Annotated in this window: 24 protein-coding genes and 2 tRNA genes; 9 read left to right on the top strand and 17 right to left on the bottom strand. The window is 72.9% G+C overall.

Going from position 1 to position 25518, the window contains the following annotated elements:
- The first annotated feature begins 18 nt into the window (after positions 1 to 18).
- Positions 19 to 1689: an AMP-binding protein gene (locus AC07DS_RS31810; RefSeq protein WP_479150876.1), complete on the top strand. Its 1671-nt coding sequence runs from the start codon at positions 19 to 21 to the stop codon at positions 1687 to 1689.
- A 56-nt stretch (positions 1690 to 1745) separates the two neighbouring features.
- Here AC07DS_RS31810 and AC07DS_RS31805 read toward each other — a convergent pair.
- The 6 genes from AC07DS_RS31805 to ehuB form a co-directional block, all read right to left on the bottom strand.
- Positions 1746 to 1819 (bottom strand) — tRNA-Lys (locus AC07DS_RS31805).
- 82 nt (positions 1820 to 1901) lie between these two features.
- Entirely contained in the window at positions 1902 to 2660 is a 759-nt protein-coding gene (locus tag AC07DS_RS31800; RefSeq protein ID WP_479150874.1) for an IclR family transcriptional regulator, read from the bottom strand.
- Between the two features lie 213 nt (positions 2661 to 2873).
- Positions 2874 to 3656: an ectoine/hydroxyectoine ABC transporter ATP-binding protein EhuA gene (gene ehuA / locus AC07DS_RS31795; RefSeq protein WP_479150872.1), complete on the bottom strand. Its 783-nt coding sequence runs from the start codon at positions 3654 to 3656 to the stop codon at positions 2874 to 2876.
- Positions 3646 to 4296 (bottom strand): ectoine/hydroxyectoine ABC transporter permease subunit EhuD, encoded by a 651-nt coding sequence (gene ehuD / locus AC07DS_RS31790; RefSeq protein WP_479150870.1) that lies wholly within the window; start codon positions 4294 to 4296, stop codon positions 3646 to 3648. The genes ehuA and ehuD overlap by 11 nt, the downstream gene beginning before the upstream one ends.
- Positions 4293 to 5012, bottom strand: a complete 720-nt coding sequence (gene ehuC, locus AC07DS_RS31785) for an ectoine/hydroxyectoine ABC transporter permease subunit EhuC (RefSeq protein WP_479150868.1) — start codon at positions 5010 to 5012, stop codon at positions 4293 to 4295. The genes ehuD and ehuC overlap by 4 nt, the downstream gene beginning before the upstream one ends.
- Positions 5009 to 5935 carry an ectoine/hydroxyectoine ABC transporter substrate-binding protein EhuB gene (gene ehuB, locus AC07DS_RS31780; RefSeq protein ID WP_479150866.1) on the bottom strand — a complete coding sequence of 309 codons (927 nt, stop codon included), beginning with the start codon at positions 5933 to 5935 and terminating at the stop codon, positions 5009 to 5011. Before ehuB ends, ehuC begins: the two co-directional genes overlap by 4 nt.
- Positions 5936 to 5982: 47 nt before the next feature.
- Between ehuB and AC07DS_RS31775 the strand changes: the two genes are divergently transcribed.
- Complete coding sequence (locus AC07DS_RS31775; RefSeq protein WP_479150864.1) at positions 5983 to 6477, top strand: DUF3830 family protein; 495 nt, start codon at positions 5983 to 5985, stop codon at positions 6475 to 6477.
- Here the strand turns inward: AC07DS_RS31775 and AC07DS_RS31770 are convergent.
- Together AC07DS_RS31770 and AC07DS_RS31765 are read right to left on the bottom strand one after the other, a co-directional pair.
- Positions 6458 to 7846 (bottom strand): amidase, encoded by a 1389-nt coding sequence (locus AC07DS_RS31770; RefSeq protein WP_479150862.1) that lies wholly within the window; start codon positions 7844 to 7846, stop codon positions 6458 to 6460. The two genes, AC07DS_RS31775 and AC07DS_RS31770, sit on opposite strands and share 20 nt — an antisense overlap.
- A 16-nt stretch (positions 7847 to 7862) precedes the next feature.
- Positions 7863 to 8816, bottom strand: a complete 954-nt coding sequence (locus AC07DS_RS31765) for a D-2-hydroxyacid dehydrogenase (protein WP_479150860.1) — start codon at positions 8814 to 8816, stop codon at positions 7863 to 7865.
- A gap of 127 nt (positions 8817 to 8943) precedes the next feature.
- Here AC07DS_RS31765 and AC07DS_RS31760 point away from each other — a divergent pair, with 127 nt between their 5' ends.
- From AC07DS_RS31760 to AC07DS_RS31750, 3 genes are all read left to right on the top strand, one after another.
- The gene (locus AC07DS_RS31760; RefSeq protein WP_479150858.1) at positions 8944 to 9774 is read left to right on the top strand and encodes a maleate cis-trans isomerase family protein; all 831 of its coding nucleotides are present in this window, start codon (positions 8944 to 8946) and stop codon (positions 9772 to 9774) included.
- Positions 9771 to 10514 (top strand): maleate cis-trans isomerase family protein, encoded by a 744-nt coding sequence (locus AC07DS_RS31755; protein WP_479150856.1) that lies wholly within the window; start codon positions 9771 to 9773, stop codon positions 10512 to 10514. Before AC07DS_RS31760 ends, AC07DS_RS31755 begins: the two co-directional genes overlap by 4 nt.
- Before the next feature lie 96 nt (positions 10515 to 10610).
- The gene (locus AC07DS_RS31750) at positions 10611 to 11699 is read left to right on the top strand and encodes an LLM class flavin-dependent oxidoreductase (protein WP_479150854.1); all 1089 of its coding nucleotides are present in this window, start codon (positions 10611 to 10613) and stop codon (positions 11697 to 11699) included.
- Here the strand turns inward: AC07DS_RS31750 and AC07DS_RS31745 are convergent.
- Positions 11678 to 13492 (bottom strand): putative bifunctional diguanylate cyclase/phosphodiesterase, encoded by a 1815-nt coding sequence (locus AC07DS_RS31745; protein WP_479150852.1) that lies wholly within the window; start codon positions 13490 to 13492, stop codon positions 11678 to 11680. The genes AC07DS_RS31750 and AC07DS_RS31745 overlap by 22 nt on opposite strands.
- 365 nt (positions 13493 to 13857) lie before the next feature.
- On the opposite strand from AC07DS_RS31745, the gene AC07DS_RS31740 reads away from it, so the two are divergent.
- Complete coding sequence (locus AC07DS_RS31740; protein ID WP_479151029.1) at positions 13858 to 15072, top strand: M6 family metalloprotease domain-containing protein; 1215 nt, start codon at positions 13858 to 13860, stop codon at positions 15070 to 15072.
- A gap of 233 nt (positions 15073 to 15305) precedes the next feature.
- On the opposite strand, the gene AC07DS_RS31735 is transcribed toward AC07DS_RS31740, so the two are convergent.
- From AC07DS_RS31735 to AC07DS_RS31705, 7 genes are all read right to left on the bottom strand, one after another.
- Positions 15306 to 15379, bottom strand: a tRNA-Lys gene (locus tag AC07DS_RS31735).
- On the bottom strand, positions 15370 to 15945 hold the full coding sequence (locus tag AC07DS_RS31730) for a bifunctional DNA primase/polymerase (protein ID WP_479150850.1): 576 nt from the start codon (positions 15943 to 15945) through the stop codon (positions 15370 to 15372). Before AC07DS_RS31730 ends, AC07DS_RS31735 begins: the two co-directional genes overlap by 10 nt.
- Positions 15946 to 16058: 113 nt before the next feature.
- On the bottom strand, positions 16059 to 16430 hold the full coding sequence (locus tag AC07DS_RS31725) for a hypothetical protein (RefSeq protein WP_145882444.1): 372 nt from the start codon (positions 16428 to 16430) through the stop codon (positions 16059 to 16061).
- A gap of 124 nt (positions 16431 to 16554) precedes the next feature.
- Complete coding sequence (locus AC07DS_RS31720; protein WP_479150848.1) at positions 16555 to 17892, bottom strand: AAA domain-containing protein; 1338 nt, start codon at positions 17890 to 17892, stop codon at positions 16555 to 16557.
- Positions 17889 to 19487, bottom strand: a complete 1599-nt coding sequence (locus AC07DS_RS31715) for a hypothetical protein (protein WP_479150846.1) — start codon at positions 19485 to 19487, stop codon at positions 17889 to 17891. The genes AC07DS_RS31720 and AC07DS_RS31715 overlap by 4 nt, the downstream gene beginning before the upstream one ends.
- Entirely contained in the window at positions 19478 to 20710 is a 1233-nt protein-coding gene (locus tag AC07DS_RS31710) for a hypothetical protein (protein WP_479150844.1), read from the bottom strand. The genes AC07DS_RS31715 and AC07DS_RS31710 overlap by 10 nt, the downstream gene beginning before the upstream one ends.
- A complete protein-coding gene (locus tag AC07DS_RS31705; RefSeq protein WP_479150842.1) occupies positions 20607 to 21551 on the bottom strand; it encodes a phosphatase PAP2 family protein in 945 nt (314 codons plus the stop codon). The genes AC07DS_RS31710 and AC07DS_RS31705 overlap by 104 nt, the downstream gene beginning before the upstream one ends.
- 181 nt (positions 21552 to 21732) lie before the next feature.
- Here AC07DS_RS31705 and AC07DS_RS31700 point away from each other — a divergent pair, with 181 nt between their 5' ends.
- Positions 21733 to 22329, top strand: a complete 597-nt coding sequence (locus AC07DS_RS31700; RefSeq protein ID WP_336115267.1) for a histidine phosphatase family protein — start codon at positions 21733 to 21735, stop codon at positions 22327 to 22329.
- Positions 22330 to 22456: 127 nt separating this feature from the next.
- Here AC07DS_RS31700 and AC07DS_RS31695 read toward each other — a convergent pair whose 3' ends face one another.
- The gene (locus AC07DS_RS31695; protein WP_479150840.1) at positions 22457 to 23926 is read right to left on the bottom strand and encodes a hypothetical protein; all 1470 of its coding nucleotides are present in this window, start codon (positions 23924 to 23926) and stop codon (positions 22457 to 22459) included.
- A 266-nt stretch (positions 23927 to 24192) separates the two neighbouring features.
- Here AC07DS_RS31695 and AC07DS_RS31690 point away from each other — a divergent pair, with 266 nt between their 5' ends.
- Positions 24193 to 24612 carry a hypothetical protein gene (locus AC07DS_RS31690; protein WP_479150838.1) on the top strand — a complete coding sequence of 140 codons (420 nt, stop codon included), beginning with the start codon at positions 24193 to 24195 and terminating at the stop codon, positions 24610 to 24612.
- Between the two features lie 34 nt (positions 24613 to 24646).
- Positions 24647 to 25516: a spermidine synthase gene (locus tag AC07DS_RS31685; RefSeq protein ID WP_479150836.1), complete on the top strand. Its 870-nt coding sequence runs from the start codon at positions 24647 to 24649 to the stop codon at positions 25514 to 25516.
- Positions 25517 to 25518 lie beyond the last annotated feature (2 nt).

The following is a 25518-nucleotide window of genomic DNA, read 5'->3' as shown; positions in this document are numbered from 1 at the left end:
CAGTTACCGTGCCTCGCCATGAGGTCCACGATGCGCACGGTGGCCGAGCTGGTCGCGGCACGGTGGGGGGATCACCGGCCGGGGCTGTGGTGCGAGGAGCGGGTGCTGACCCATCACGAGGTGGCCGCGGGGGCGGCCGCCCGGGCCGCACTGCTCGCCGATCTGCTGCCACCGGACGCCGTCCCGCACATCGCCGTGCTGCTCGACAACACCGAGGAGTTCCCGCTGTGGCTCGGCGCGGCCGCGCTCGCCGGGGCCGCCGTCGCCGGGATCAACCCCACCCGCCGGGGCGCAGAGCTGGCCCGGGACATCCGGCACACCGAGTGCACGGTGCTGGTCACCGAGCGGGCGCGGCTGCCGTTGCTGGCCGGGCTCGAGATGCCGGACATGCGCGTCCTCGTCACCGACGACGACGGCTACGCCGCCCTCCTCGCCCCGTACGCCGGCGCCGTACCGGACCCCGCCCGGGCCGCGCCCGCCGACCGGATGCTGCTCTACTACACCTCCGGCTCCACCGGCGCACCCAAGGCCGCCCTCTGTTCCCAGGGGCGGCTGGCCGCGGCGGGGTATGCGCTGGCCGGGCAGTTCGGGGTCGGCGCGGACGACGTGCACTACGTCTGCATGCCGATGTTCCACGGCAACGCGGTGATCGCGGACTGGGCGCCCGCGCTGGCCGCCGGGGCCGGGGTGGCGCTGCGCCGGCGGTTCTCGGCGTCCGGGTTCCTGGCGGACGTGCGGCGGTACCGGGCGACGTACTTCACCTATGTCGGGCGGGCGATCCAGTACATCCTCGCCACCGAGGCGCGGCCCGACGACCGGGACAACCCGCTGCGGACGGGCTTCGGGACGGAGGCCGGGGCGGTGGACGCGGCAGCCTTCGAGCGGCGGTTCGGGGTGCGGCTGGTCGAGGGATACGGGTCGTCCGAGGGCGGGGCGGCCATCCAGTGGGCGCCGGGGACCCCGGCCGGGGCGGTGGGGCCGGCGGGGCCCGGCCTGGTGGTGCTCGATCCGGGTACCCGGCTTCAGTGTCCGGTGGCCGAGTTCGACGCCGCCGGGCAGCTCCTCAACGGTGACGAGGCCATAGGGGAGCTGGTCAACGAGGGGCCCAGTCCCTTCGAGGGCTACTGGCGCAATCCGGCGGCGGAAGCCGAGCGGCGGCGGGGCGGCGCCTACTGGACCGGGGATCTCTTCTACCGGGATGCCGAGGGGTACCTGTACTTCGCCGGCCGCACCGACGACCGCATCCGGGTCGACGGGGAGAACCTGGCCGCCGCGATGATCGAGAACATCGTCGCCCGGTACGAGGGGGCGGCGGCCGTCGCGGTGTACGGGGTGCCGGATCCGGTCACCGGGGACCAGGTGATGGCGACCGTCGCCGGGCGGTTCGACCCGTGGTCCTTCGCGGAGTTCCTGCGGGCCCAGCCCGACCTCGGGACGAAGATGGCGCCCCGGTTCGTGCGGGTGGTGGAACGGATGCCCGTGACCGCCACCAACAAGATCGAGCGGGCGCGGCTGCGGCGCGAGGGGTTCCGGTGCGCCGACCCGGTGTGGTGGCGGCCGCCCGGGGAGGACACGTACCGGAGGCTGACCTCGGAGGACGCCGAAGGGCCCCTCGCGACTGCGAAGGGCCCGCCAGTAGGGGGTGTGGGTGGCAGCGCCCCCACGGCGCGCGGCGCAGCCGCGCAATAACAGCGATGGCGAGCCAGGTCCGCGCTTTCCGCGGACGTGGCTCGCCATCGTCATTGTGCGCCGCCAGGGACTCGAACCCCGGACCCGCTGATTAAGAGTCAGCTGCTCTAACCAACTGAGCTAGCGGCGCATGACTCTCGCCTTCCACGAGTTTTCCCCGCGGTCGGCGACGAAGAAAATACTACCTGGTCCTCAGGGGTGCTCGTGACCACTTAGATCGCGAGCGAGAGCAGCACCGGAGCCGCGTTCCGGTTCAGTGTGTCCGCGGCCTGCCGGAGCCGGTGTGCGTGCTCCACCGGGAGGGACAGGGCCAGGCAGCCGACCGAGGAGCCCGCGGTGATCGGGACGGCCGCGCAGACCGTGCCGACCGCGTACTCCTGGAGGTCCAGGACCGGCACCGTCGGCGGCTGGGACTCCAGGCGGGACAGCAGCAGCTTGTCGCTGGTGATGGTGCGCGAGGTGAGGCGGGCCATCTTGTGCCGGGAGAGGTGGTCGCGGCGGCCGTTGTGGTCCAGCTGGGTCAGCAGGCTCTTGCCGACGGCGGTGGCGTGCGCGGAGTAGCGGAAGTCGACCCACTCGTTGACCGCCGGGGTGGCCGGCCCGGCGGCGTACTGGGTGACCGTGACCTCGCCGTCCACGTACCGGCTCAGGTAGACGGCCGCGCCGACGGAGTCCCGCAGCCGGTCCAGGGTGTGCTGGAGCTTCTCGCGCAGGGCGCGCTCGCGGTCGTGCGTCGAGGTGAGGCGGCGCAGCGTCTCGCCGGTGACGTACGCGCCGTCGGTGATCTGCTCGACGTAACCCTCGCGGCGCAGCATGCGCAGCAGCGCGCTCAGCCGCTCCGGGAGCAGGCCGGTGCGGCGGGCCAGTTCGGTGTCGGTGACGCCGGCGGGATGGCGGGCCACGCTCTCCAGCACGCGCAACGCGTCCTGGGCGGAGTGGTACGGGGCTGTCGGCTCGTGCATCAGCGCCACGGTGTTTCCCCCTGCGCTCGCCTGTCTGTGGCCGCTAAGTCCGGTCGGCGGATCGCTACCACGATAACGGGGAAAGGCCTGTTGGGGAGAGGGTGTTGGCGAGATTGTGGTGCCCGCCGCCCCTCTCCCAACTGGGACGCAGGCCCTCTGGCATATGCCAAAGTCATCACCCAGCGCCCGGACCTCGGCTCTTCATGTCTTCACACCTCGTAGTCACAGCACGGCGCTGAGGAAATCCCGGGTACGGTCCCGCTCCGGATCGCTGAAGATCTTCTCCGGCGGGCCCGACTCGATCACCCGTCCGGCGTCGAACATCAGTACCTGGTCGGAGATGTCCCGGGCGAAACCCATCTCGTGGGTCACACAGAGCATCGTGATGTCGGTGCTGCGGGCGATGTCCCTGAGCAGGTCGAGGACGCCCGCCACGAGTTCGGGGTCGAGCGCCGACGTCACCTCGTCCAGCAGCAGCACCCGCGGCCGCATCGCCAGCGCCCGGGCGATCGCCACCCGCTGCTGCTGGCCGCCGGAGAGCCGGGTGGGCCGTGCGTCGCTCTTGTCGGCCAGTCCCACCAGGTCCAGCAGCTCCCGTGCCCGCTCCTCCGCCTCGTCCCGGGACATGCCGAGCACCTGCACCGGTGCCTCGGTGATGTTCCGCAGCACGGACATGTTCGGGAACAGGTTGAACTGCTGGAACACCATCCCGATCTTCTTGCGGACCTCCCGGACCTGCTTCTCCGGCGCCGGGAACAGCGGCTGCCCGTCGACGGTGATCGTGCCCTCGTCCGGCTTGGTGAGCGTCATCAGCAGCCGGAGGATCGTCGTCTTGCCGGAGCCGGAGGGGCCGATCAGGGTCACGTGCCGGCCCGCTTCCACGGAGAGGTTCAGGCCGTCGAGGACCGTGTTGTCCCCGAACCGCTTGGTCACCCCCTCCAGGCGGACCAGCTCGGTCGGATGCGTGTCGGTGGCGGCGGTCTGTTTACGGGTCTCAACGGACAAGGCGTCGCTCCAGGGCTCGCAGGAGAAGGGAGGCCAGGTAGGAGATGAGGACGAAGGCCACCCCGATCACGGTCAGGGGCTCGGTGAACTGGAAGTGCTGCTGGGAGAAGAGCCGGGCCCGCCCGAGCATCTCCAGCACGGTGATCACCATCAGCATCGGCGTGTCCTTGAGCATGGCGATCACGTAGTTGCCGAGGGCGGGGACCACCCGGCGGATCGCCTGGGGCAGGATCACCGCGGCCCAGGTCCGGTGCCGGGGCAGGTTCAGCGCCGTGGCCGCCTCCCACTGGCCGACGGGCACCGCCTCGATACCGGCCCGGTAGACCTGCATGGTGTACGTCGAGTAGTGCAGGCCGATCGCGAAGACGCCGGTGGCCAGCGCCGAGAACGTCAGGCCCCACTCGGGCAGCACATAGAACAGGAAGAACAGCTGCACCAGCAGCGGGGTGTTGCGCACGAACTCCGTGACCACCCCGACCGGCCAGCGCACGAACCGGCTCGGCGTCCGCATCAGCAGCGCCCACACCAGGCCGAGGGTGAAGGACAGCAGCGAGCCGAGGGCCAGGGCCTGCAGGGTGACCAGCAGCCCGTCCCAGAAGTGCGGCATGAAGTCGCTCACCGCGTGCCAGTCCCACTTCATGCGACCCGCCCCCCCACTCCGGTCGTCTGCGCCCGCTTCAGCTCACGCGCCGCCGACTCCGTACCGGCGTCCTTGCCGACCCCGGCCTTCAGCCGCTTCTCCAGAGAGCGCATCAGCCGCGTGAGCACGAAGGCGATCGCGAAGTAGATCAGCAGCACGTACGTGTAGATCTCCGCGCTCTGCTGCAGCGCCAGCCGCACCAGGTTGGCGCTGAACGTCAGATCGCCCATGCCCATGACCGACACCAGTGCCGTGCCCTTGAGCAGCTCGATCAGCAGGTTGCAGAAGGACGGGATCATCTCCGGCACGGCCTGCGGCAGCAGGACCAGCCGCAGCCGCTGCCAGGGCGTGAGGCTGAGCGCGATCGCGCCCTCCCGCTGCGCCGGGTCGACCGCGTTCAGCGCGCCGCGCACGATCTCCGAGCCGTACGCGCCGTACGTCAGCCCGAGCGCCAGCGTGCCCGCCCACAGCGGCACCAGCTGCCAGCCGAAGGCGACCGGCAGCACGAAGAACACCCAGAAGATCATCACCAGTGCCGAGGTGCCGCGGAACACCTCGGTGTAGAAGCCGGCGAGGAAGCGCACGACCCACAGCCGGTGGGTGCGCGCGACACCGACGGCGAAGGACACCGCGCCGGCCAGCAGCGCGCCGAACACCAGCAGCTGGACGGTGGTCCAGACGCCTTTCAGTACGAGTTCCCAGAGCCCTGAGGTCATCCGCCGCACAGCTCCTTCGCGGTGAGGTCCGTCAGCTCGGCCTTGGTGAAGCCGAAGGGCCGCAGGATGCGGAAGAGTTCCCCGCTCTGCTTCAGCCGGTGCAGCTCGGCGTTGAAGGCGTCGCGCAGCTTCGTCTCGGTGGGCCGGAACGCGAACGCGCCGCCGTCGACATGCGGCTTGCCCTTGACCAGCGGTGCGAACGGCGCGGTGGCCTCCGCCTTGGCGGACTTCCTCACCACCTCGCGGGCGGTCAGCGCCGTGCCGGCGAACACGTCCACGCGCCCGGCCTCGACGGCGTTCAGGCCGGCGACCTGGTCCGGGACGATCAGGATGTCCCCCTCCTTGTACCCGGCCTCCACCGCGTACTGGATCTCGGCGTACCCGGTCCCGGTGGCGAACCTCGCCTTCTTCGCCACCACGTCCTTGTAGGAGTGCAACCCCTTCGGATTGCCCTTGCGGACGATGAAGGAGTCGAGCATCTGGTAGTCCGGATCCGCGAAGATCACCTGCGCGCAGCGCTCGGGATTGACGTACATCCCGGCGGCCACGACGTCGAACTGCTGCGAGTTCAGGCCGGGGATGAGCGAGCCGAACTCGGTCGGCACGGGCTGCACCCGGTCCACCCCGAGCCGCTTGAAGATCGCTTTGGCCAGTTCGGGCGCCTCCCCGGTGAGATGGCCGTTCCTGTCGATGTACCCGAAGGGGATCTCGCCGGCTATTCCGAGCCGTACGACGCCCTGCGCGCGCAGCCGGTCGAGCAGGTCGCCGCCCTTCACGCCGGACGCCGAGGCCACCCGCGTACAGCCCGCGGCACCCAGTGCGCCCATCGCGCCCAGCGCCGCGGCCCCCGCGAGCACCGAGCGTCTGCTGTGTCTGTGTTCCGACCGGATGGTGTGTACGTCGTTCCCAAGTGGTGGAGCCATGGCGGCGCGGCTACCCAAGCGCATCTGTCCTATGCACCCTGTATTCCATGGCCGATCGATTCGTCACCGTCTCGCTCGAGAAGCGGGAAGTGCACTGCACGGCACGACTGCTGGACGACCGCGCGCCCCTGACCTGCACGGCGGTGTGGGAGGCGCTGCCGCTCGCGGGGGACGTCTTCCACGCCAAGTACGCGCGCAACGAGATCTACGCCCTTTTTCCGCCCTTCGCCTCCACGGAACCCCCACTGGAGAACCCGACGGTCACCCCGATCCCCGGAGACCTCTGCTACTTCTCCTTCGCCGGCACCGAACTGGGCACGAAGGCCTACGGCTACGACCGCGAGGTCCGCCCCGGCACCACCGTGGTCGACCTGGCCCTGTTCTACGAGCGCAACAACCTGCTGCTCAACGGCGACGTGGGCTGGGTGCCCGGGATCGTCTGGGGCCAGGTCGTGGACGGGCTGGAGGAGATGGCCGAGGCCTGCAACGACCTGTGGCGCAGCGGGGCGGCGGGGGAGACGCTCAGTTTCCGCAGAGGGTGAGCCCCGCCTCGTAGAGGGCGTGCGAGGCCCGTAGCACCAGGTCGTCCCGGTGCCGGGCCGCGACGATCTGCATCCCGACCGGCAGCCCGTCGCCGTCGGTGCCCACGGGGACCGTCGCCGCGGGCTGCTGGGTGAGATTGAAGGGGTACGTGAACGGCGTCCAGCCGGTCCAGCGCCGCAGGCCGGACCTCCCGGGCACCTCCTCGTCCGCCTCGAAGGCGGTGATGGGCAGGGTGGGCGTGACCAGCAGGTCGTACCGCTCGTGGAAGCCGCCCGTCCGGCGGCCGAGGTCCATGCGGACGTCCACCGCGGCCAGATAGTCCAGCGCGCTGTACCGGGCGCCCTGGGCGCAGATCTCGCGCAGGCCGGGGTCGAGCAGCTGCCGCCGGTGCGGCGAGAAGCTCTGGGTGAGCCGGGCCGCGCCGCTGAACCACAGGGTGTGGAAGGCGTCCACCGGGTCGCAGAAGTCCGGGTCGGTCTCCTCGACGTACGCGCCGAGGTCCGCGAGCCCGGCCACCGCCCGCCGCACGGCCGCCGCGACCGCCGGGCGGACGGCCACCTGCCCGCCCAGGGTCGGCGAGTACGCCACCCGCAGCCCGCGCACGCCCTGGTCCAGGCCCGCGGTGAACGACTCCCGCGGCGGGCCCAGCGCCGACCAGTCGCGGGCGTCGGGGGCGGTGATCACGTCCATCATCAGTGCCGCGTCCGCCGCGTCCCGGGTCATCGGGCCGACGTGCGCCAGCGTGCCGAACGCGCTCGCCGGGTACAGGGGCACCCTGCCGTACGTCGGCTTGAGGCCGAAGATCCCGCAGAACGCGGCCGGGATGCGGATGCTGCCGCCGCCGTCCGTGCCCAGTGACAGCGGGCCCGCGCCGAGCGCGACGGCCGCCGCGCTGCCCCCGCTGGAGCCGCCCGCGGTGCGCGCGGGGTCGTGCGGGTTGCGGGTCACGCCGGTCAGCGGGGAGTCGGTGACGCCCTTCCAGCCGTACTCCGGTGTCGTCGTCTTGCCGAGGAAGACCGCGCCGTGCTCGCGCAGCCGGGCGACCGAGGGTGCGTCCTCCTCCCAACGGCCCTGCTCGGACACGGTCTTCGAGCCGCGCAGGGTGGGGTGGCCGCGCAGCAGCAGGATGTCCTTCACGGTCACCGGCACCCCGTCCAGCAGCCCGGCCGGCTCACCGCGCCGCCAGCGCTCCGCCGACTCCCGCGCCCGCGTGAGCGCGTCCTCCTCGGTGAGGCGCACGAACGCGTTCACCTCCGGCTGGATCCGCCGCGCCCGCTGCAGGGCCTGTTCGGTCGCCTCCACGGGACTGAACTCGCCCTTGCGGTAGCCGTCGAGGAGTTGTACGGCGGTCAGGTCGGTGAGCTGCATGCACCCTCCTGGTGGTTCAGTGACCGGGGACGTAGCCCCGCTTCTTGTCGACCACGTTCACCAGGGATCTGCCCGCGGCCCACCGCTCGTACAACTCCACGAACTGGATGCCGAGTTCATCGCGCCACCCCACCGTGTCGCCGCTCATGTGCGGAGAGACGATCAGCCCCGGCAGCCCCCACAACGGGCTGTCCTCGGGCAGGGGTTCGGCGGCGAACACGTCCAGGGCGGCGCCCGCGATCCAGCGCCGCCGCAGCGCCTCGGCGAGCGCGTCCTCGTCGACCAGCGGCCCGCGGCCGACGTTCACGAAGACCGTCGAGGGCTGCATCACGCCGAACCGGTGGGCGTCGAACATGCCGTGCGTCTGCTCGGTCAGCGGGGCGGCGGCGATCACCCAGTCCGCGCGCGAGATCAGCCGGTCCAGGTCGCCCGGGCCGTGTATGCCGGTGCGCGGGACCCGCCCGACCAGCGCCGTCGTCACGTCCAGGGCCTTCAGCGTGCGCGCGATCGCCCGGCCGATCGGCCCGGAGCCGACCACGCACGCGCGCGTGCCCGCCACCCGCCGGGTCTCCCGGTGCCGCCAGGTCCGCTCCCGCTGCAGCTCCAGCGTGCGCGGCAGATCCTTGGCGACCGCCAGCACCAGGGCGGCCACGTACTCGGCGATCGGCTGGTCGAAGATCCCGCGCGCGTTGGTCACCACCGTCTCGGAGACGGCGAGCTCCCGGCACATCAGGTGGTCCACCCCCGCGCTCGCCGTGTGCACCCAGCGCGGCCGCGGCCCCGCCCCGGGCCAGGCCTCCCGTACGGCGTGCGAGGTGAAGTCCCACACCAGCAGCACGTCCGCCTCCGGCAGCCGCCCGGCCAGTCCGGCCGCGTCGGTGTGCACGATCCGGGCACGCCCGGTGAGGCGGCCGAGCCGCGGTGGCGGGTCGGCGTCCAGGACGAGCAGGGTGGGCAGGGTCAGCGTCATTCGGGGCCGCTCCGAGCGTCTGACATGCACGGATTGACCACGCTCGCACCGGAACCTACCTTCGTCAACACGGGCGTACCCACCGACCGTTCCTCCGTCGTCTCTCAGCATGAGGGCGGTGCCAGTCATGGACGTCTCCTTTCTCGGCGGCCCCCGCCCCCAGCGCGGTGTCGGGGTGGTGGCCCCCTTCGACTTCGCCCTCGACCGGGAGCTGTGGCGCTGGGTGCCCGACGAGGTGTCGCTGCATCTGACCCGGACCCCGTTCGTGCCGGTCGAGGTGAGCCTGGACCTGGCACGGCTGGTCAGCGAGCACCAGACCCTCGGCGAGGCGGTGCGCGCGCTGATCGCCGTCGCCCCCGAGGTCGTCGCCTACGCCTGCACCTCCGGCAGCTTCGTCGACGGTGTCGCGGGCGAGCGGGCGATGTGCGCCCAGATGAGCAGCGCCGGCGGCGCCCTGCCCGCGGTCACCACCTCGGGCGCCCTGCTGGAGGCCCTGGCGGAGCTGCGGGTCCGCCGGGTCGCCCTGGTCACCCCGTACACGCTGTCCGTCACCCGGGCCCTGCAGGAGTACGTCGCCGAGGCCGGCGTACGGGTGACCGGCTGCGCCTTCATGGGGCTGACCCGGCACATCTGGCAGGTGCCGTACCGGGACGTGGTCGCCATGGCCCGTGCCGCGGTCCGCCCCGGCGCCGCCGACGCGCTGTTCATCTCCTGCACCAACCTTCCGACCTACGACGTCATTCCGCAGCTGGAGGCCGAGCTGCGCATCCCCGTGCTGTCGGCCAACCAGGTCACGATGTGGGCGGCCCTGCGCCGGCTGGGTACCCGAGCTGTGGGGCCCTATCAGGCGCTGCTGAGGGGGCACCTCCCACGCCCTTCGGGCAGTGGGGGAGCGGCCGCGCGGGAATGGCCCGTACTGCCGGAAGAAACGCAGGAACACCAAGAAGGGCCGTCATGACTGCACTCGGACTCCTCTACCCGGGCCACTCCGGCGAGGACGACTATCCACGCATCGAGCAGCTCCTGGGCAGCGACATCCGGGTGGATCTGGTCCACACCGACATCGGCGTGGACGCACACCGGGTCGACGCGCTGCGCGAGATGGGTTCGCCGCAGCGGCTCGCCGCCGGCGTGGCGGAGCTGCGGCTGACCGGCGTCGAGACGGTGGTGTGGGCGTGCACCAGCGGCAGCTTCGTGCACGGCTGGGAGGGCGCCCAGGAGCAGGTGCGGTCGCTGGCCCGGCTGGCCGGGATGCCGGCCTCCTCGACGTCCTTCGCCTTCGTGCACGCGGCCCGGGAGCTCGGGGTACGACGGGTCGCCGTGGGCGCGACCTACCCGGAGGAGGTGGCCGCGCTGTTCGCGGACTTCCTGCGGGCCGGGGGGCTCGAGGTGGTCGCGGTGCGGTCGTCCGGGATCGTCACGGCGGCCGAGGTCGGCACGTGGGGGGAGGAGGAGGTGCTGACGCTGGCGCGCGCGGCCGCCGCGGACGCGGACGCCGCCGGCGCGGAGGCGGTGCTGCTGCCGGACACGGCGTTGCACACGGCGGCGTACCTCGGTCTGCTGGAGAAGGCGTTGTCCAAGCCTGTGCTCACGGCCAACCAGGTGTCGGTGTGGGAGGGGCTGAGGCTGGCCGACCGCCGGGTGAACGCGCCGCGGCTGGGGGCGCTGTTCACCCGGGAGCCGATCGTCCAGGTCTGATCTGCCGGCCGGGCCCGGCCCGTCCGGAATAAACGGGGACCGCCTCCTGTTAGGCCCGGGCAGAACAGCTCACGGCCACAACAGGAGGCTCACACCGTGTCGGCAGACGAGATCCGGGGCACGACGCACGGGACCGCCCCCGTCCCCCTCTCCGTACTGGACCTGGTGACCGTCGGCGCGGGCAGTACCGCCACCGACGCGCTGCGCACCAGCGTGGAGCTGTCCCGGTTCGCGGAGTCGCGCGGCTTCCACCGGTACTGGGTGGCCGAGCACCACTCGATGCCCGGCGTCGCCTCCTCGTCGCCCGCCGTGATCCTCGCCCACCTCGCCGCCCACACCGACCGCATCCGGCTCGGCTCGGGCGGCGTCATGCTGCCCAACCACGCGCCCCTGGTGATCGCCGAGCAGTTCGGCACGCTGGAGGCCATGGCGCCGGGGCGGATCGACCTGGGGCTCGGCCGGGCGCCCGGCACGGACGGTGCCACCGCCGCCGCGCTCCGCCGCACCGACACCCTCGCCGAGGGCGCCGACGACTTCCCGCAGCAGCTGGCCGAACTCACCCGCTTCCTGGACGACGACTTCCCCGACGGGCATCCCTACCGGCGCATCCACGCGATCCCGGGCCCGGTGCAGGGCAGCAGCCCCGGCGGTGTCCAGTCCGCGCACCGGCCGCCGATCTGGCTGCTCGGCTCCTCGGGCTTCAGCGCCCGCCTCGCCGGTCTCCTCGGGCTGCCCTTCGCCTTCGCGCACCACTTCTCCGCGCAGAACACCATCCCGGCCCTCGACCTGTACCGGCAGACCTTCCGGCCCTCCGAGGTGCTGGCCGAGCCGTACGCCCTCATCGGCGTCTCCGCCCTCGCCACGGACGACGAGCGGGAGGCCGGCCGGCAGGTACGGGCCGCCGCGCTGAACATGCTCCGGCTGCGCACCGGCCGCCCGGGCCTGTTCCCCGACCCCGCCGACGCCGAGAAGTACGAGTTCGGCCCGATGGAGGAGGACTTCGTCGCCTCCTGGACCGGCAACATCGTGCACGGCACGGCGGACGAGGTCCGCTCCGGCCTGGACGACCTGCACAAGCGCACCGGCGCCGACGAGCTGATGCTCACCTCGCACGCCCACCGCGGCGAGCTGCGGCTGCGCTCCTACGAACTGATCGCCGACGCCTACGGCTTGCCCACCGCGTAGGCCGCCTGGCCGCCCAGCAGCTCGGAGATACGATCCGGCGGCACCGGACGGGAGTACAGCCAACCCTGCCCGGTGTCGCAGCCGATCCGGCGCAGCCGGGTGGCCTGCGCCGAGGTCTCCACGCACTCCGCGGTGACCGTCAGGCCGAGGCGGTGGGCCAGCTGGATCATCGCCTCCACGATCACCTCGTCGGCCGGGTTGGGCGGCACGGCCACCGTGCTCTTGTCGCCCTCGTACTGGAAGCCGCGCACGAAGGAGCCGTCCAGCTTCAGCACCGACACCGGCAGCCGGCTCAGGTAGGCCAGGTTCGAGTAGCCGGTGCCGAAGTCGTCGATGGCGATGCGGACGCCCATGTCGCTGAGGGCCTGCAGGGCCTGGAGCGGGCGGCCCGCCGAGCCCATGACGGCCGACTCGGTCAGCTCCAGCTGGAGCAGATGCGGGGCGAGCCCGGTCTCGGCGAGGGTCCGGGCCACGTCGGCCACCAGGTCGGAGTCCCACACCTGGCGTACGGCCACGTTCACGCTGACGAAGATGGGCGGCTCGTCGGGGTGGTCCACCTGCCAGCGGCGGGCCTGCCGGCAGGCGGTCTCCAGCGCCCAGCGGCCGAGCTGCACGATCGAACCGTCCTCCTCGGCCAGTCCGATGAACCGATTCGGCGTCAGTGTGCCGAACTGAGGATGATTCCAGCGGATCAACGCCTCGACCCCGCTCAGCCGGCCGTCCTCCATGCCCACCAACGGCTGGTACTCGAGGGCGAATTCACCGCGCTCGATGGCGGGGCGGAGGGTGGAGGAGAGGGCCTGACGGGTCACCAGGTGCGCGTTGCGCTCGGGGTCGAACAGGGTCCAGCGGGCCTTGCCGTCCGCCTTCGCCCAGTACAGCGTCGTGTCGGCGGCCTGCATCAGGCCCGTGGCGGTCGTACCTGCCGCGTGCCGTTCCACGACCCCGATGGACGCGGTCAGCGACAGCCGCTGTCCGGCCAGGTCGAAGGGTGCCTCCAGGGCCTTCAGCGCGGACTCGGCGAGGTCGGCGAGCTGCTCGGTGCCGGTGGAGTCCTCGACCAGCAGGGCGAATTCGTCGCCGCCGAGCCGGGCCACCAGGGGGGTGCCGGCGCGGGCGTACCCGGTCTCGTCGGCGACCCGGGTCAGCCGCTCGGCCACGGCCGAGAGCAGCCGGTCACCGACGCGGTGGCCGAGGGTGTCGTTGACGGCCTTGAAGCCGTCCACGTCCAGGTAGCACAGGCCGATCCGGCCGGTGCCGCTCTGCTCGTACGACTCCGCCTCCAGCGCGGCCGTCAGGCGCTCGAAGAACAGGGTCCGGTTGGGCAGCCGGGTCACCGGGTCGTGCATCTGCAAGTGCCGCAGCCGGGCCTGGAGTTCGCGGCGGGCGCCGATGTCCGCGACCGACACGAGGACGCCCGGCTCGCACCCGGTCAGCGGGGCGACGGTGACCTGCACCCACACCGAGTGTCCCTCGGGATGCTTCAGCCGGCGGGTGCAGCGCAGCCTGGCCTGCCGGCCGCGCAGGACCTCGCGGTAGGCGTGCCAGGTGCGTGCGTCCGCGGCCAGGTCCACCAGATCGGCGGCGGCCCGTCCGGTCAGCCCGTCCGGGTCGGCGCCGAGCAGGTCGCCGAGCGCGGGGTTGGCGCTGACGACGAGACCTTCGCGATCGACGACGGCCATGGCGAGCGCCGCCGCCGCGAAGACACGGCGATAGGTGTTGTGGTCACTGTCTGTGACGGCTGACCGGTCGAGGTCTGCCGCGGGCGTCGGCCCTTCGGACGTTCCGCTCACCGCTCGCTCCCGCAGTGCACTCGATCTCTGTCCGTGCCGGAAAGTGTGCCGATCATAGAGGCTGGCCCGGAGGCCTTCCAGCCACTCTCCAGTGTCCAGGACAGACCACAGGTTCTGACAGATCGTTTCTGCCCGCACCTGGACGGGTTCTTCAGGCCCCCGACCAGTTGTGACGTTCCGTGAGTGTTTCGGGGTGTCGGCCGTTGATGCACTCCGGCGCCCAAATGGGCGTACTCACCCTTCTGGTTCAGGCAAACAGGACGAACAGTTATGAACTACCACAGTCTGGATTCGGTGTCCCGTGAACCGCGTCCGGAGGTCCTTTCGTGCCCAAGCTGCGCAGCACCGCCGCCGTGTTCACCACGATGTCGGCGCTCGCCGCGACCTCGATCCTCACCGGCCCGTCGGTCGCCGAACCCTTCTCGACGGTCCCCTGTGCCCTGCACCGCAGCGAGGCCCACCACTCGGAGGGCGTGGACACCTGGAATCCCGAATACACCCGCCCGACCGGCGCGCTCGACGCCGTCATGGTCTTCCTGTCCTTCCCGGACGCCACCCCTCGCACCACCCCCGCCGAGCTGACCGCCGACCATTTCCCGGCCACCAGCCGCTTCTACGAACAGGCCTCGTACGGCCGGTTCACGCTGCGCCCGCACCCCCTCGACCACTGGCTGCGCATGCCGCAGCCGTCGACCTCGTACGCCATGAAGCGCGACTGGAGCGCCGATGACCGCGCCGCCTATCTGCGCGACGCATTCGCCGTGGCGGACCAGGAGGTCGACTTCTCCCGCTACCGCGTCGTCTACTTCGTCGCCGACCCGGACGCTCCCGGCGTCGACTCGGACGCGACGAAGGTCGTCAATCTCGACACCCCCATGCACGTGGACGGCACGGACGTGCGCCGGGTCGTCACGGTGTTCGAGAAACATCCGCCCGACCGGCTGGTCCTCGCCCACGAGACCGGTCACGTCTTCGACCTCCCCGACCTCTATCACCGCCCGGTCGACGGCAAGGGTGACTGGGACACCTACGTCGGCGACTGGGACCTGATGGGCAGCCAGTTCGGACTGTCCCCGGACCTGTTCGCCTGGCACAAGTGGAAGCTGGGCTGGCTGGACCCGCGCCAGGTGATGTGCGTGCGGGGTGCCGGGCCGACCCGGCTGACCCTGGAGCCGCTGGCGGCGGGCCCCGGCATCCCGGTGCAGGGCGCGGCCGGCGCCCCGGCCTTCGGCCTCGGCCACGGCACGAAACTGGCGGTGGTGCGCACCGGCGCGGACAGCGTCCTGGCCTTCGAGGCGCGCGGTCCGGTGGGCAACGACCGCGCGGGCTGCCGGCAGGGTGTCCTGGTCTACCGGGTGCGCGGTGGCGCGGAGTCCGGCGGCGGTCCGGTCGAGGTGGTGGACGCCCACCCGCACACCGAGGCGTGCTGGGAGAACTCGGTCTACCCGCCCCTGGCCGACGCCCCGGTCTCCCTCGGGGAGAGCTTCACGGTGCCCGGGGACGGTGTGAAGGTCGAGGTGGAGGGGCGGACGGCGTCCGGGGCGTGGACGGTGAAGATCACGCCGGGGCTGGAGGGCTGAATCCCGTCGCCCGCGGGGCTCGGCCGGATTCCGCTTTCCGGGAGGCTTGGCTGATTCTGCCTTCTGTGGCGCTCGTGTATACGAAAACAGCGGGCCGGAATCTTTCGAAACCGACCCGCCGTCGTACGGGGGTGTGGGTGGCGGAGCCCCCACAACGCGCGGCGAAGCCGCGCAGAAACAGAGATGGCGAGGAGATTCGCGCTTTCTGCGAACCCGCCTCGCCATCGTCATCGTGCGCCGCCAGGGACTCGAACCCCGGACCCGCTGATTAAGAGTCAGCTGCTCTAACCAACTGAGCTAGCGGCGCCTGCTGACGTCGTAGACCTTAGCATCCTGGTCGGCGGGAGGAAAAATCGAAATTCGCACCGCGGCACGGGCCGCCCGCACGGCCGCCCAGAGCAGGACCTCGGGGCCCGGCAGCCAGGGGTGACGGGTGTCCGGCGCGACCAGCCAGCGGGAGCCGCCGGGGGTGGGGCAGGTGTCGCCGGACAGGGCGGGGACGGTCACCGCGTCTCCCGTGCCGTGGCAGAGCAGCGGCGGTACCGCCTCCGTGCGGTGGGACCCCCACTCCTCCCAGCTCAGCAGCGAGGGCAGCCGCTGGGCCGTGCCCGGTGCGGCGAACAGCAGCATGCGGCCCCGGAACACCGCGACCGGGCCGGATCCCGGCCCCTCGTCCCATAAGCGGTCCAGCATCCGGCGCCCGAAGATCGCCGGGGCGCTCACCACGTCGAAGACCGCGCCGCACGGGAGGACCAGCGGGGCGTCCGGGCGCTCCTGCCACAGGGCGAGCGTGCTTCGCGGATACGTTCCTGCCGAGGCCAGCCACGCGGCTCCGTCGGCGGTGGCACAGGTGACATGCGGTGTGCAGCTCATGCCGACTACATCTACCGGCCGTGAGTACGCGGTTCTCCTGAGTTGCGGAAAACCGGGACAGGCGTGGGCGGGGAGGAGTATCTTGCCCGCCTGGCATATGCCAGGCGCGTGGGCTAGACCGGGTCGACGGGGCTGCGGCCCTCCGTGTCGGCGCCGCGCAGCAGATCCCGCCCGAACTCCACCATCTTCTGGGCGTAGTCCTCGGTCCACTCCGCCCGCTCGGCGATGTCCGCCGGGGTCAGCCGGTCGAACCGGCCCGGGTCGGCGAGCTGGGCCGCCGCGACGGCCTGGAACTCCACCGCCCGGTCGGCCGCCGCCTGGAACGCCAGGGCAAGCTCCGTCGCCCGCGCCAGCAGCGCGCCCGGATCCTCCATCGACTCCAGGTCGAAGAAATGCTCGGGATCGGAGGCCGCCTCCGCGGGCTCGAAGATCAGGGGCGCGGGGCGTAGCCGCGGTTCATGCCGACGCGGCGTGGGCTCCGCCATGTCTCGTCTCCTCCTCGTACGGTCCGGTGGGCCCCGCCGGGAGGCGGGCCACCCACCATTGTCTCGCGCGAGCGCAAGGGGACCCCTCGGTCGCCGGAAGTCCCGCGCACACCCACCGGAAGACTCAAGGCCGCCAGCTCACGCGATGTTCCGCCAGATGCGCCAGAACCGCGTGATTCGCCTCCCAGCCGTCGGGAAACTTCACCAGCGTTCCCAGCTGGACCGGTTCCGTGGACGGGTAGTCGTCCAGCAGGTCGCCGACTCCTGCCCGGCAGACCACGATGCAGGCGTGGCGGTGGCGGGAGGCCAGGACGCACAGCCGGCCGGTCTCCAGGTGGAAGGCGGTGGCGTCGGGGCGGCCGGAGAGGGGGTGGAGGACGACCGTGACGTCGTACTCGCGACCCTGGAGACGGTTGGCCGTGTCGACGGTGACGTCCGTGACGCCCAGCTCCGCGAGCGCCGAGCGGACCGCCGCCGCCTGGTCGCGGTGGGCCGTGCCGACGGCGACGCGGTCGGGGGTGAGAGAGGAGGGGGCCGGGGAACGTTCCGAGGCGGCCGCGCCCTCGCGGTCCAGCAGGCGCCGTACGACCGTCGCCACCGCCCGCACCGCCTCCGGGTCCGTGCGCGGGGTGTGCCGGGCCGGCAGCTCCAGCAGACCCCAGCCGGATTCCGCCGCCTCGTCGATCACCCGGTCCGGGCCCGAGCCGTCGGAGGGGACACCGAAGGTGAGACGGCGGTCGTCGGGGCCGGTGCCGCTGCGGAACCGCGTGTAGGGGTAGAAGGCGTCCGAGACCAGCGGGGCCGCGGAGGCCGGGAGGCGCCAGGAGACCGGGAGCCGGTGCTGGGGCAGGCCCGGGTTGTGCGCCAGAAGGGTGGTGACCGCCGAGGCCGAGGGGTCGTACGACAGGCCCGCCCACTGCTCGCTGCCCACGATCGCGAACGGGTCCAGCTGGCCCGGGTCGCCCACGAACAGCGCCCGCTCGAACAGGCCGGCCACGGCCAGCAGGGAGTCCGAGCGCATCTGGTACGCCTCGTCGACGATCGCGTGCCGCCACGGCTCGTCCACCTTGACGTGCGCCCACTTCGCCGCCGTGGACAGGACGACCGGGAGGCCGGTCAGCTCGGCCGCCCTGGCCGACGTGCGGACCTGCGGCAGCTCGTCCAGTGCCTTGTCGTAGGCGTCCGTGTCGCTGCTGTGCAGCCGGCCGACCGGCAGCTCGGGGTTCTTCTCGGCGAGCCGCAGCACCAGGTCGTCCACCTGGGCGTTCGTCTGCGCGACCACCATCAACGGGCGCCCGGCCTCGGCGAGTTCCAGGGCCGCGCGGACCACCAGGGTGGACTTCCCGGCGCCGGGCGGGGAGTCGACCACCACACCCCGCTCCGTGCCCCGCAGGGTGTCGTGGAGGATCGCGTCCGTGGCGCGGGCGGCAGCGGCCCCGGGGTCGAAGTCGACCGTCGTCACAGGACGTCCTCCTCGGTCACGCTGTCAGGGGCCTCCGGTACGGCCTCGCCCGGCGGGCCGCCGTGCGTCCACGGGGTCTCCTCCGGGTCGGGCAGCTTCGCGCCGCCGCGCTGCTCGTGCTCGAAGAGGGTGAAGCAGACCGCGTCGCCCTTCTCCGGCACCGAACCGGGCTCGGGCTCCTTGCCCCGGCCCATCTTGTCCACGATCCGCAGGACGAGCACACCGTCGTCCGCTGAGCCCTCGTACCCGGCGAACTCCGCGGCCTGCGGCTTGCCGCCCAGCGAGCGGTAGACCTTCGCGCGCTCCGCCAGATGCGGCCGGTCGTCCGTGCGGACCGTCACCAGCGGGCGCGGGCTCGGCCGCCTGCCCTCGCTGTACGCCATGACGACATCGGTCACCTCGCCCGCGAAGGCCTCCCCGGCCAGCCGCCGCCCGGCCATCACCAGCGGGTCGTCCAGCGCCTCCTGCGCCTCCAGCCGGGCCTGCTCACGCTCGCGCGTGGCCAGCTTGTTCGCCGCCGTCACCGCGTCGTCACGACGAGGCTGCGGCGGCTCGCCCGCCACGACCCGGTCCCGGTGGCCGGTGAACGACCAGCGGTCCCGGGTCCACCGCTCCTCGGCATGCGCCCCCTGCGGCAGCGCCCGCAACAGGTCCAGGCCCCGCCACACCGCGTCCCAGGTGGGCCGGGTACGGCTCTCGACCAGGTCGCGGATGTCCCGCTCGGCCGCGGTGAGCGCGGCCAGCCGGTAGTCGGCCTGCAGCGCGTCCTCGGCGGCGGCCAGCGCACCGCGCGCGCGGTCGTAGCGCTCGATGGCCGGGGCCAGGAGCTTGTTGTCGAACGCCGGGTCGGTGGCCGGACCGGCGGGCGGGCACAGCAGCTGGCCGTCGGCGTCGCGGGCCAGTTCGGCACGGTGGGCGGCCTCGGCGCCGGTGCCGCCCCCGGGAGGGGCGATCCAGGCGAGCAGCGCGCCCAGGTGCTGGTCCTCCAGGCTGGACTGGCCGGTCGCCCAGTGCCGGGACAGCACGTCGGTCAGGGCCAGCAGGAGCGAGGAGCCGGGTACCCGGGCCCGCTCGCCGTAGTGGGTGAGCCAGCGGCCCAGCAGGGGGATGCGGGGCGGCGCCGGGTGGGGCGTCTCCGGGTCCTGCTCGGCGGTGCGTCGAAAGCGCATGGAGCGGCCGAGCAGCCGTACGAAGTCCACGCCCGCGCGGCTCGGCACGATCAGCTGGGGCGCGTCCGTGCACAGCTCGACCTCGACCTTGACCCGCTTGCCGGTCTCCGGATCGGTCTCGCCCCGCTCGGCCGCCTCGACGTCGTCCGCGTAGGAGTCGAGGTAGGGCAGGACGACGTCGGCCAGCTCGGCGAGGAACGCGAAGCGCAGGTCACGGTCGCGGGGCTGGGGTACGACCAGCAGCCGGGGCGCGTCCCGGTCGGTGCCGACGAGCGCGCCGAGCGGGGCGCCGGCCTCACCGGCGGTGGTGAGCGGCACGAACACCAGGGGGTGCTCGGACAGGTGCCGGTGGCGGACGGTCGCGGCCGGCTGGGCGCGTCCGGTGCTGACGGCCTCGAGCCGGGCCAGGGTGGCGATCAGGGACACGGGGCCACCGCCCGGCCGGCCGTGGCCAGCGCCTCCGCGCGCAGGGTCGCCGCCCGGCGCAGGGCGGCCACCGCCGGGTCGTCGGGGTTGCCGCTCTCGCCGCGGGCCGCCGCGAGGACGTCCTCGACCGTGGTCAGGCCGCCCAGTTCGGCCCGCAGCGGACGGCCGAGACGGGCCACGGCATCCGCCGCGCGAGAGCGTTCCCGGCAGTGGAAGGCCAGTTCACAGGCCGACAGGCACTCGGGCGCGTACGTCGCCGGGACCGCCCCGACGGCCGCCGTCAGCTCCTCGGCCGGGCGGTCCGGTGCGAAGCACACGCCCTCGGGCAGGGCGTCGGCGATCTCCTCGACACGGGTGAGCCGGGCCAGCTGGCGGCCGGTGACCGCATGCTGTTTGCGCACGTCCACGGCGGAGGCCGTGGCCAGGTTGGAAAAGTCCTTCGGGCACACCAGCAGCACCCGGTGCCGTACCCGAGGGGCCGGGGCGCTCTCCCGGGCGGGCGCCTCGGCCGGCTCCGGCTGCGCGCCGAGCCGGGCCGCGACCTCCTCCAGGGCCAGCACGTACACCGCCGCCTGCCGGGCGGCCGCGCCCACCTTCGCCGGGTCGGCCGAGCCGTCCAGCATGGGGAAGGACTTGATCTCCACGACGGTCCAGCTGCCGTCCGGGTGCACGACCACCGCGTCCGGCTCCAGGAACGCGAGCGAGCCCGCCACGTCCAGCGCCAGCATCGGGTGGTCGAGCAGCGTCCAGCCGCCCGCCGCCACGGCCTCGCGCAGCGCCAGCGCCGTACGCGCCGTACGCCCCTCGGGGCCGTGCGCGGACAGGTCCGGGACGGCCGCCCCGGCGGGCGGCTCCGCGCCCGGGTCCAGCCGGGCGTGGACCAGCCGCAGCAGCTCGGCGCCGCCGTCCGCCTTCACCCGTGCCTCGAACGCGTTGCCCCGGGTCAGCGCGAACTGCGACTGCCCGAAGCCGGAGGGCGCGCCCAGCGCGCTCGCCAGCGCCGCCTTGTCCACTCCGGCGCCGTCCAGGATCGCCCGCCTGCGGCACCCGGGGTTCGCGGCGAGCGCCGCGAGGGCACGCGCGTCCAGGGCCTTGGCCGGTACGTCGGGACCGCGCAGCTCAGCGAGCCGCTGCCGGAGCCTCGTCCCCTGCGTCGGCAGGGGAGCCGTCCGGTTCGGCTGCGGATGCGCGCTGCGACTCGCGCTGCCGTGGAATTCGCTCACCCGCGGAAGTCTGGCATCCGTCACTGACAATCGGGGAACCCGTGCCCGACGGGACCGCAGGGGTACGGGGGTTGAACCGGGCCCGCAGCAGGTCGGCACCGCGCATCACGCGCGGCGCGAGCAGCAGACCGACGCCCATCACGGCGACGCCCGCGACCGCGTCCAGGAAGTAGTGGTTGGCGGTGCCCATGACGACGATCGCGGTCACCAGCGGGTAGACGACGCCGAGGACCTTGGTGAGACGGGTGCCGCCGTGCCGCCACAGCATGACCCCGCACCACAGTGCCCAGCCCACGTGCAGGCTCGGCATCGCCGCGTACTGGTTGGTCATGCCGCCCATGCCCCGCGGCGCGCTGGCCTCGCCGCCCCACCAGCCGTAGGAGCTGTACTGGGCCATCGTGTCGACGAAGCCGTGGCCGTCGGCGAGCAGCCGGGGCGGGCAGGTGGGCAGCAGGGTGAAGCCGATCAGGCCTATGAACGTCGACGTCATCAGCCAGGTGCGGGCCGCCCGGTAGCGCTCGGCGTGGGCCCGGAACAGCCAGACGAGGATGACGGGCGTGACCAGGTAGTGCAGCGAGGCGTACCAGAAGTCGGCGGGTATGCCGAGCCACGCCTCGCGCGTGAACAGCCGGTTGAGCGGGTGCTCTGCGTTGAGGTGCAGGGCCTTTTCGACTCGCAGGAGCGCCAGGCCGTGGTCGACGGCGGAGGAGACGTCGCCCCGCGCGAGGAGCCGGCCGGCCGAGTAGCAGCCGTAGACCAGCAGGATCAGGGGCAGCTCGGTCCACCACCGCAGCCGGGTTCGGGGGGCCGCCTCGGTGCCCGGTGTCTCGGTCTGCGGCATCCGATGTCCTCCCCCTTCTGCTGCGCGGCGCCCGGCGGGCGACCGTGTCACTTTACGCGGTCCGTATCCCGGCCATGCGGGCGCTTCAGCCCTCAAAGACGCCGGGATCTCCCGGCGGGTTGCCCCTGCCCGGAGTGAGCGATGATGGAGGGACCCCTCGCTGCTTCCGGAAAGGTCTCCCATGGCACCGCGCATCCTGCTGGCCCGGCACGGACAGACGGAATGGTCGCTGTCCGGCAAGCACACCGGCAGGACCGACGTACCGCTCCTGGAGGAGGGCCGGCGCGGGGCCAAGCTGCTCGGCGAACGGCTGCACCGCGCTCCGCTGGACGGGCTGCCGGGCGTCGAGGTGCGGACGAGTCCGCTGGCACGCGCGCGTGAGACCTGCGAGCTGGCCGGGTTCGGGGAGCGGGCCGAGTCCTGGGACACGCTCATGGAGTGGGACTACGGCGCCTACGAGGGCATGACGCCCGCCGAGATCCAGGCCGTGCGGCCGGGGTGGCTGATCTGGCGGGACGGTGTCCCCGAGGGCGAGAGCATCGCCGAGGTCACCGCGCGCGCGGACGAGGTCGTGGCCTGGGCCCGGTCGGCCGACCGGGACGTACTGGTCTTCGCCCACGGGCACATCCTGCGGTCCATCGGCGCGCGGTGGCTCGGCCTGCCCCTGGACTTCGCCGCGCGCATCCGCCTGAACCCGACCTCGCTGTCGGTGCTGGGCTGGGCGTACGGGGAGCCGGCGATCGAGAGCTGGAACGACCTGGGGCACTTGGCGGGGTAACCGGTTGCCCGGTGCTCGCCTCCCCGTGCCCCGAAGGGGCGCGGGGCTGTATCGATATGCGGTGCCGCCGCGTGGGCGCGGCCAGCCGCGATGTACCCGCAGACGACAGCGGACGGGACAGCGCCCCCTACGCCCGCCCAACCCGCGGCAACGACGCATGACGGTCCAGGAAGTCGGACACCCCCGACGCCCGCCGGTGCGGCAGCAGTACGCGTGCCGTCCCCGCCAGCATCGCCTGGATCCTGGACGACTGGACCTGGTCCAGCAGATCGAGCACGGACACCGCCGCCTGCGCCGCCTCGTCGGGGCGACCCCCGCGGGCCAGGTCGTCGGCCAGCTCGGCGGTGTACAGGGCGATGTTGCGGGTGAAGTGGGGATCCTGGAGGCCTGCCGCGCGCCGGGCGTGCCGGGACGCGCGCTGCCAGTCGCCCAGCATCGACCAGCACTGCGCCTCCAGCCCCTCCAGTTCGGCCTCTCCGTAGAAGCTCATCCACTCGGGGTCGGCGTCCGAGTGGCCCCGCTCGAAGAGGGCCTGGGCCCGAACCAGTGCCTGTTCGCAGCCGGCGCGGTCGGCGAGCCCCGCCCAGCCGCCCGCCTCGCGCAGGGCGAGCAGGGACATCAGACGGGCGGAGCCCAGGGGGCGGCCGACACGCTGGGCCGCCTGCGCGGCGCGCACCGCCTCGCGGGGGCGGCCGGCGTCGCGGGCCAGGAACGCCGTGTTGCAGAAGGCGTGGGCCTCCAGACCCGCGTCGCCGGTCATCCGGGCGGTCGCGAGTGCCTCCGCGTAGTGCGAGCGGGCGTCGTCGAAACGCCCGGAGTCGTGGGCCAGCCAGCCCACGGAGATGGCGAGTTCACCTGCGCCCGAGTGCAGCCGATCGGCGGTCGTCTGCCGGGTCGCCCCGGCGTCCAGGAGCGCGTAGGCAGCGCGCAGCGGCGCCGCTGCGCGCCGGTACAGGCCGTCCGCGCCATGGCGGTCGTCGAGCAGCCGGATGCGGCGGACGGCCTCCTCGAGGGCGGCCGCCTCGGGGCTTCCGGCGCGGCGCAGCGGCCGGGCCGCCGCCGCGGCGTCGGTGGTGAGCCCCAGCGGGCCCATGGTGGCGGCGGCGACCGTGGCGCCTCCGCCGGTCATGAATGCGCGACGCAGCACGTCGCTCTCCTCGTGGTCCAGGTGGTCGTTCTCGTACGGCTCGTGCGGGTCGTACGGGTCCTGCGGGTTGTACCGGTCCGTCGTGTCATACGGCTCGCGGACCCCTCGCGTCTCAGCGGTACCGAACGCTGGGGGTGCGTCCCCGGGCGTACGGGCCGCGCGTCCGCGGACGGAGGAGCGCGGCGCGAAGCCGAGGTCGGTGAGCGTGCGACCGGGGAACATGTGCAGGAACACCCGTTCGTAGGCGTAGTTCGGGCAGCGGATCTCACCCGCCTCCACCCTGCCGACGTAACGCGCGTCACAGCTCACCCGCTCGCCGATCCCGCGTGCGACCCGCCGCACCAGTGCCGCGAACTCGGCCGGTGAGCGCCGGCCGCGCAGCTGCCGGAAGGCAAGGTTCGGCCGGGGTGGCCGTTCGGGCTGTGACGAGGTCTCGGTTGACGACGCCATGGCCGGGTCCTCTCGTGCGAACCGTCGAACCATGCCGGGTCCGGGGTGAATTCGGGCTGAGTTGTCCGAGTGGCACCCTGGTCCCGGCGAGCAAGAACGTACCTGCTGTGTCGGACCCGCCACGCTGTGTTTGGCTACAAACCGGATATCTCATCCACGATCTGCCATGAACTGCCATCCTTTGCGGCGCACTTGTGCCGTAGCCGTTGACGCGCTCACGCGTTGTTCTCCGTGGACTGCAAGAGGGCAGCGTGGTGGAGGCCGGCATGGAGACCAGCCAGAGCAACGAACCTTGTATGCCGGACACCCCGGTTGCGGCACCGCCGGTGACGGCGGGCGACGCGGCATGCGACCTCGTGACGGTGCCGACCCGGCAGGGGCTGGAGGCGGTCGACATCCTGCGGCGGGGGGCCGGGGAGGCGGTGGGGCCCGTCCTGCACGACGACGGATGCGACACCCTCGGCTTCCTGGTGCCGGCGGGCACCGCCGCCTGCTGGGACGTACCGGGGAGCACGTGCACCGAGACGAACGGGCAGGGGCTGCGGCTCGCCCCGCAGCCGCCGGTCGAGGGCTCGGACTGGCTGCTGCCGCCCGGCGAGGCCGACCTCGCGACCGATCCGGTGGTGCTGCGCCGGGCCCTCGGGGAGGCGGCCCGGCTGATCAGGGCGGCCGACAGCTGCCGGTGAAGCGGGCGGTCGCCGCAGCTGCGAAAATGGACGGATGGGCAGGTCCAGGAACAACCGGCGCGGGTCGGCCGCCGTCGAGGCCGTGGTGGAAACGGTCGACGGCGGGCTCGCGCAGCTCATACCCGACCCGGACCGCGCCCGCGCCTGGACGCTGTTGATCGACGGTGCGCCCCAGTCGCACGTCGACCTGGACGACCCGGCGTACCTCTCCTTCGAGTACCAGCGCCGCCTCGGCCATGTCATCGACCTCGTCGCCCCGCCCGGCAGGCCGGTGCAGGCGGTGCACCTCGGCGGCGGCGCCCTCACCCTCGCCCGGTACGTCGCCGCCACCCGCCCCCGCTCCACCCAGCAGGTCGTCGAGCGGGACGCGGCGCTCGTCCAACTGGTCCGACGCGAGCTGCCGCTGGATCCGAACGCCCGTATCAGGGTGCGGGCGGCGGACGCCCGCGCGGGGCTGGCCAAGGTGCCGGACGGCTGGGCCGACCTGGTCATCGCCGACGTCTTCAGCGGCGCCCGGACCCCCGCCCACCTCACCTCCACCGAGTTCCTGGACGAGGTCCGCCGGGCCCTCAAGCCCTCCGGTGTCTACGCCGCCAATCTCGCCGACGGCCCGCCGCTCGCCCATCTGCGCGGCCAGATCGCCACCGCCGCAGCCCGATTCCCCGAACTCACCCTGATCGCGGACCCGGCCGTGCTGCGCGGCAAGCGCTTCGGCAACGCCATCCTGGCCGCCTCCGACCTCCCGCTGCCGCTCCCCGAACTCACCCGCCGCGCCGCCTCCGACCCGCACCCCGCCCGCGTCGAACACGGCAAGCAGCTCCTCGACTTCACCGGCGGCGCCACCCCCGTGACGGACGCGGCGGCAGTGGCCTCCCCGGCCCCGCCGCCCTCGGTGTTCCGCTGAGC

It is taken from the genome of Streptomyces sp. NPDC044064 (genome assembly GCF_056434245.1).
This window is presented reverse-complemented; position numbering and strand designations above follow the sequence as displayed.

Excerpts from the sequence above, each read along its gene's own strand:
- AC07DS_RS31810 (WP_479150876.1), top strand. The coding sequence starts at position 19 with ATGAGGTCCACGATGCGCACGGTGGCCGAGCTGGTCGCGGCACGGTGG.
- ehuD (WP_479150870.1), bottom strand. The coding sequence starts at position 4,296 with ATGAAGTGGGACTGGCACGCGGTGAGCGACTTCATGCCGCACTTCTGG.
- ehuC (WP_479150868.1), bottom strand. The coding sequence starts at position 5,012 with ATGACCTCAGGGCTCTGGGAACTCGTACTGAAAGGCGTCTGGACCACC.
- ehuB (WP_479150866.1), bottom strand. The coding sequence starts at position 5,935 with ATGGCTCCACCACTTGGGAACGACGTACACACCATCCGGTCGGAACAC.
- AC07DS_RS31775 (WP_479150864.1), top strand. The coding sequence starts at position 5,983 with ATGGCCGATCGATTCGTCACCGTCTCGCTCGAGAAGCGGGAAGTGCAC.
- AC07DS_RS31770 (WP_479150862.1), bottom strand. The coding sequence starts at position 7,846 with ATGCAGCTCACCGACCTGACCGCCGTACAACTCCTCGACGGCTACCGC.
- AC07DS_RS31765 (WP_479150860.1), bottom strand. The coding sequence starts at position 8,816 with ATGACGCTGACCCTGCCCACCCTGCTCGTCCTGGACGCCGACCCGCCA.
- AC07DS_RS31760 (WP_479150858.1), top strand. The coding sequence starts at position 8,944 with ATGGACGTCTCCTTTCTCGGCGGCCCCCGCCCCCAGCGCGGTGTCGGG.
- AC07DS_RS31755 (WP_479150856.1), top strand. The coding sequence starts at position 9,771 with ATGACTGCACTCGGACTCCTCTACCCGGGCCACTCCGGCGAGGACGAC.
- AC07DS_RS31740 (WP_479151029.1), top strand. The coding sequence starts at position 13,858 with ATGTCGGCGCTCGCCGCGACCTCGATCCTCACCGGCCCGTCGGTCGCC.
- AC07DS_RS31730 (WP_479150850.1), bottom strand. The coding sequence starts at position 15,945 with ATGAGCTGCACACCGCATGTCACCTGTGCCACCGCCGACGGAGCCGCG.
- AC07DS_RS31725 (WP_145882444.1), bottom strand. The coding sequence starts at position 16,430 with ATGGCGGAGCCCACGCCGCGTCGGCATGAACCGCGGCTACGCCCCGCG.
- AC07DS_RS31705 (WP_479150842.1), bottom strand. The coding sequence starts at position 21,551 with ATGCCGCAGACCGAGACACCGGGCACCGAGGCGGCCCCCCGAACCCGG.
- AC07DS_RS31700 (WP_336115267.1), top strand. The coding sequence starts at position 21,733 with ATGGCACCGCGCATCCTGCTGGCCCGGCACGGACAGACGGAATGGTCG.
- AC07DS_RS31695 (WP_479150840.1), bottom strand. The coding sequence starts at position 23,926 with ATGGCGTCGTCAACCGAGACCTCGTCACAGCCCGAACGGCCACCCCGG.
- AC07DS_RS31690 (WP_479150838.1), top strand. The coding sequence starts at position 24,193 with ATGGAGACCAGCCAGAGCAACGAACCTTGTATGCCGGACACCCCGGTT.
- AC07DS_RS31685 (WP_479150836.1), top strand. The coding sequence starts at position 24,647 with ATGGGCAGGTCCAGGAACAACCGGCGCGGGTCGGCCGCCGTCGAGGCC.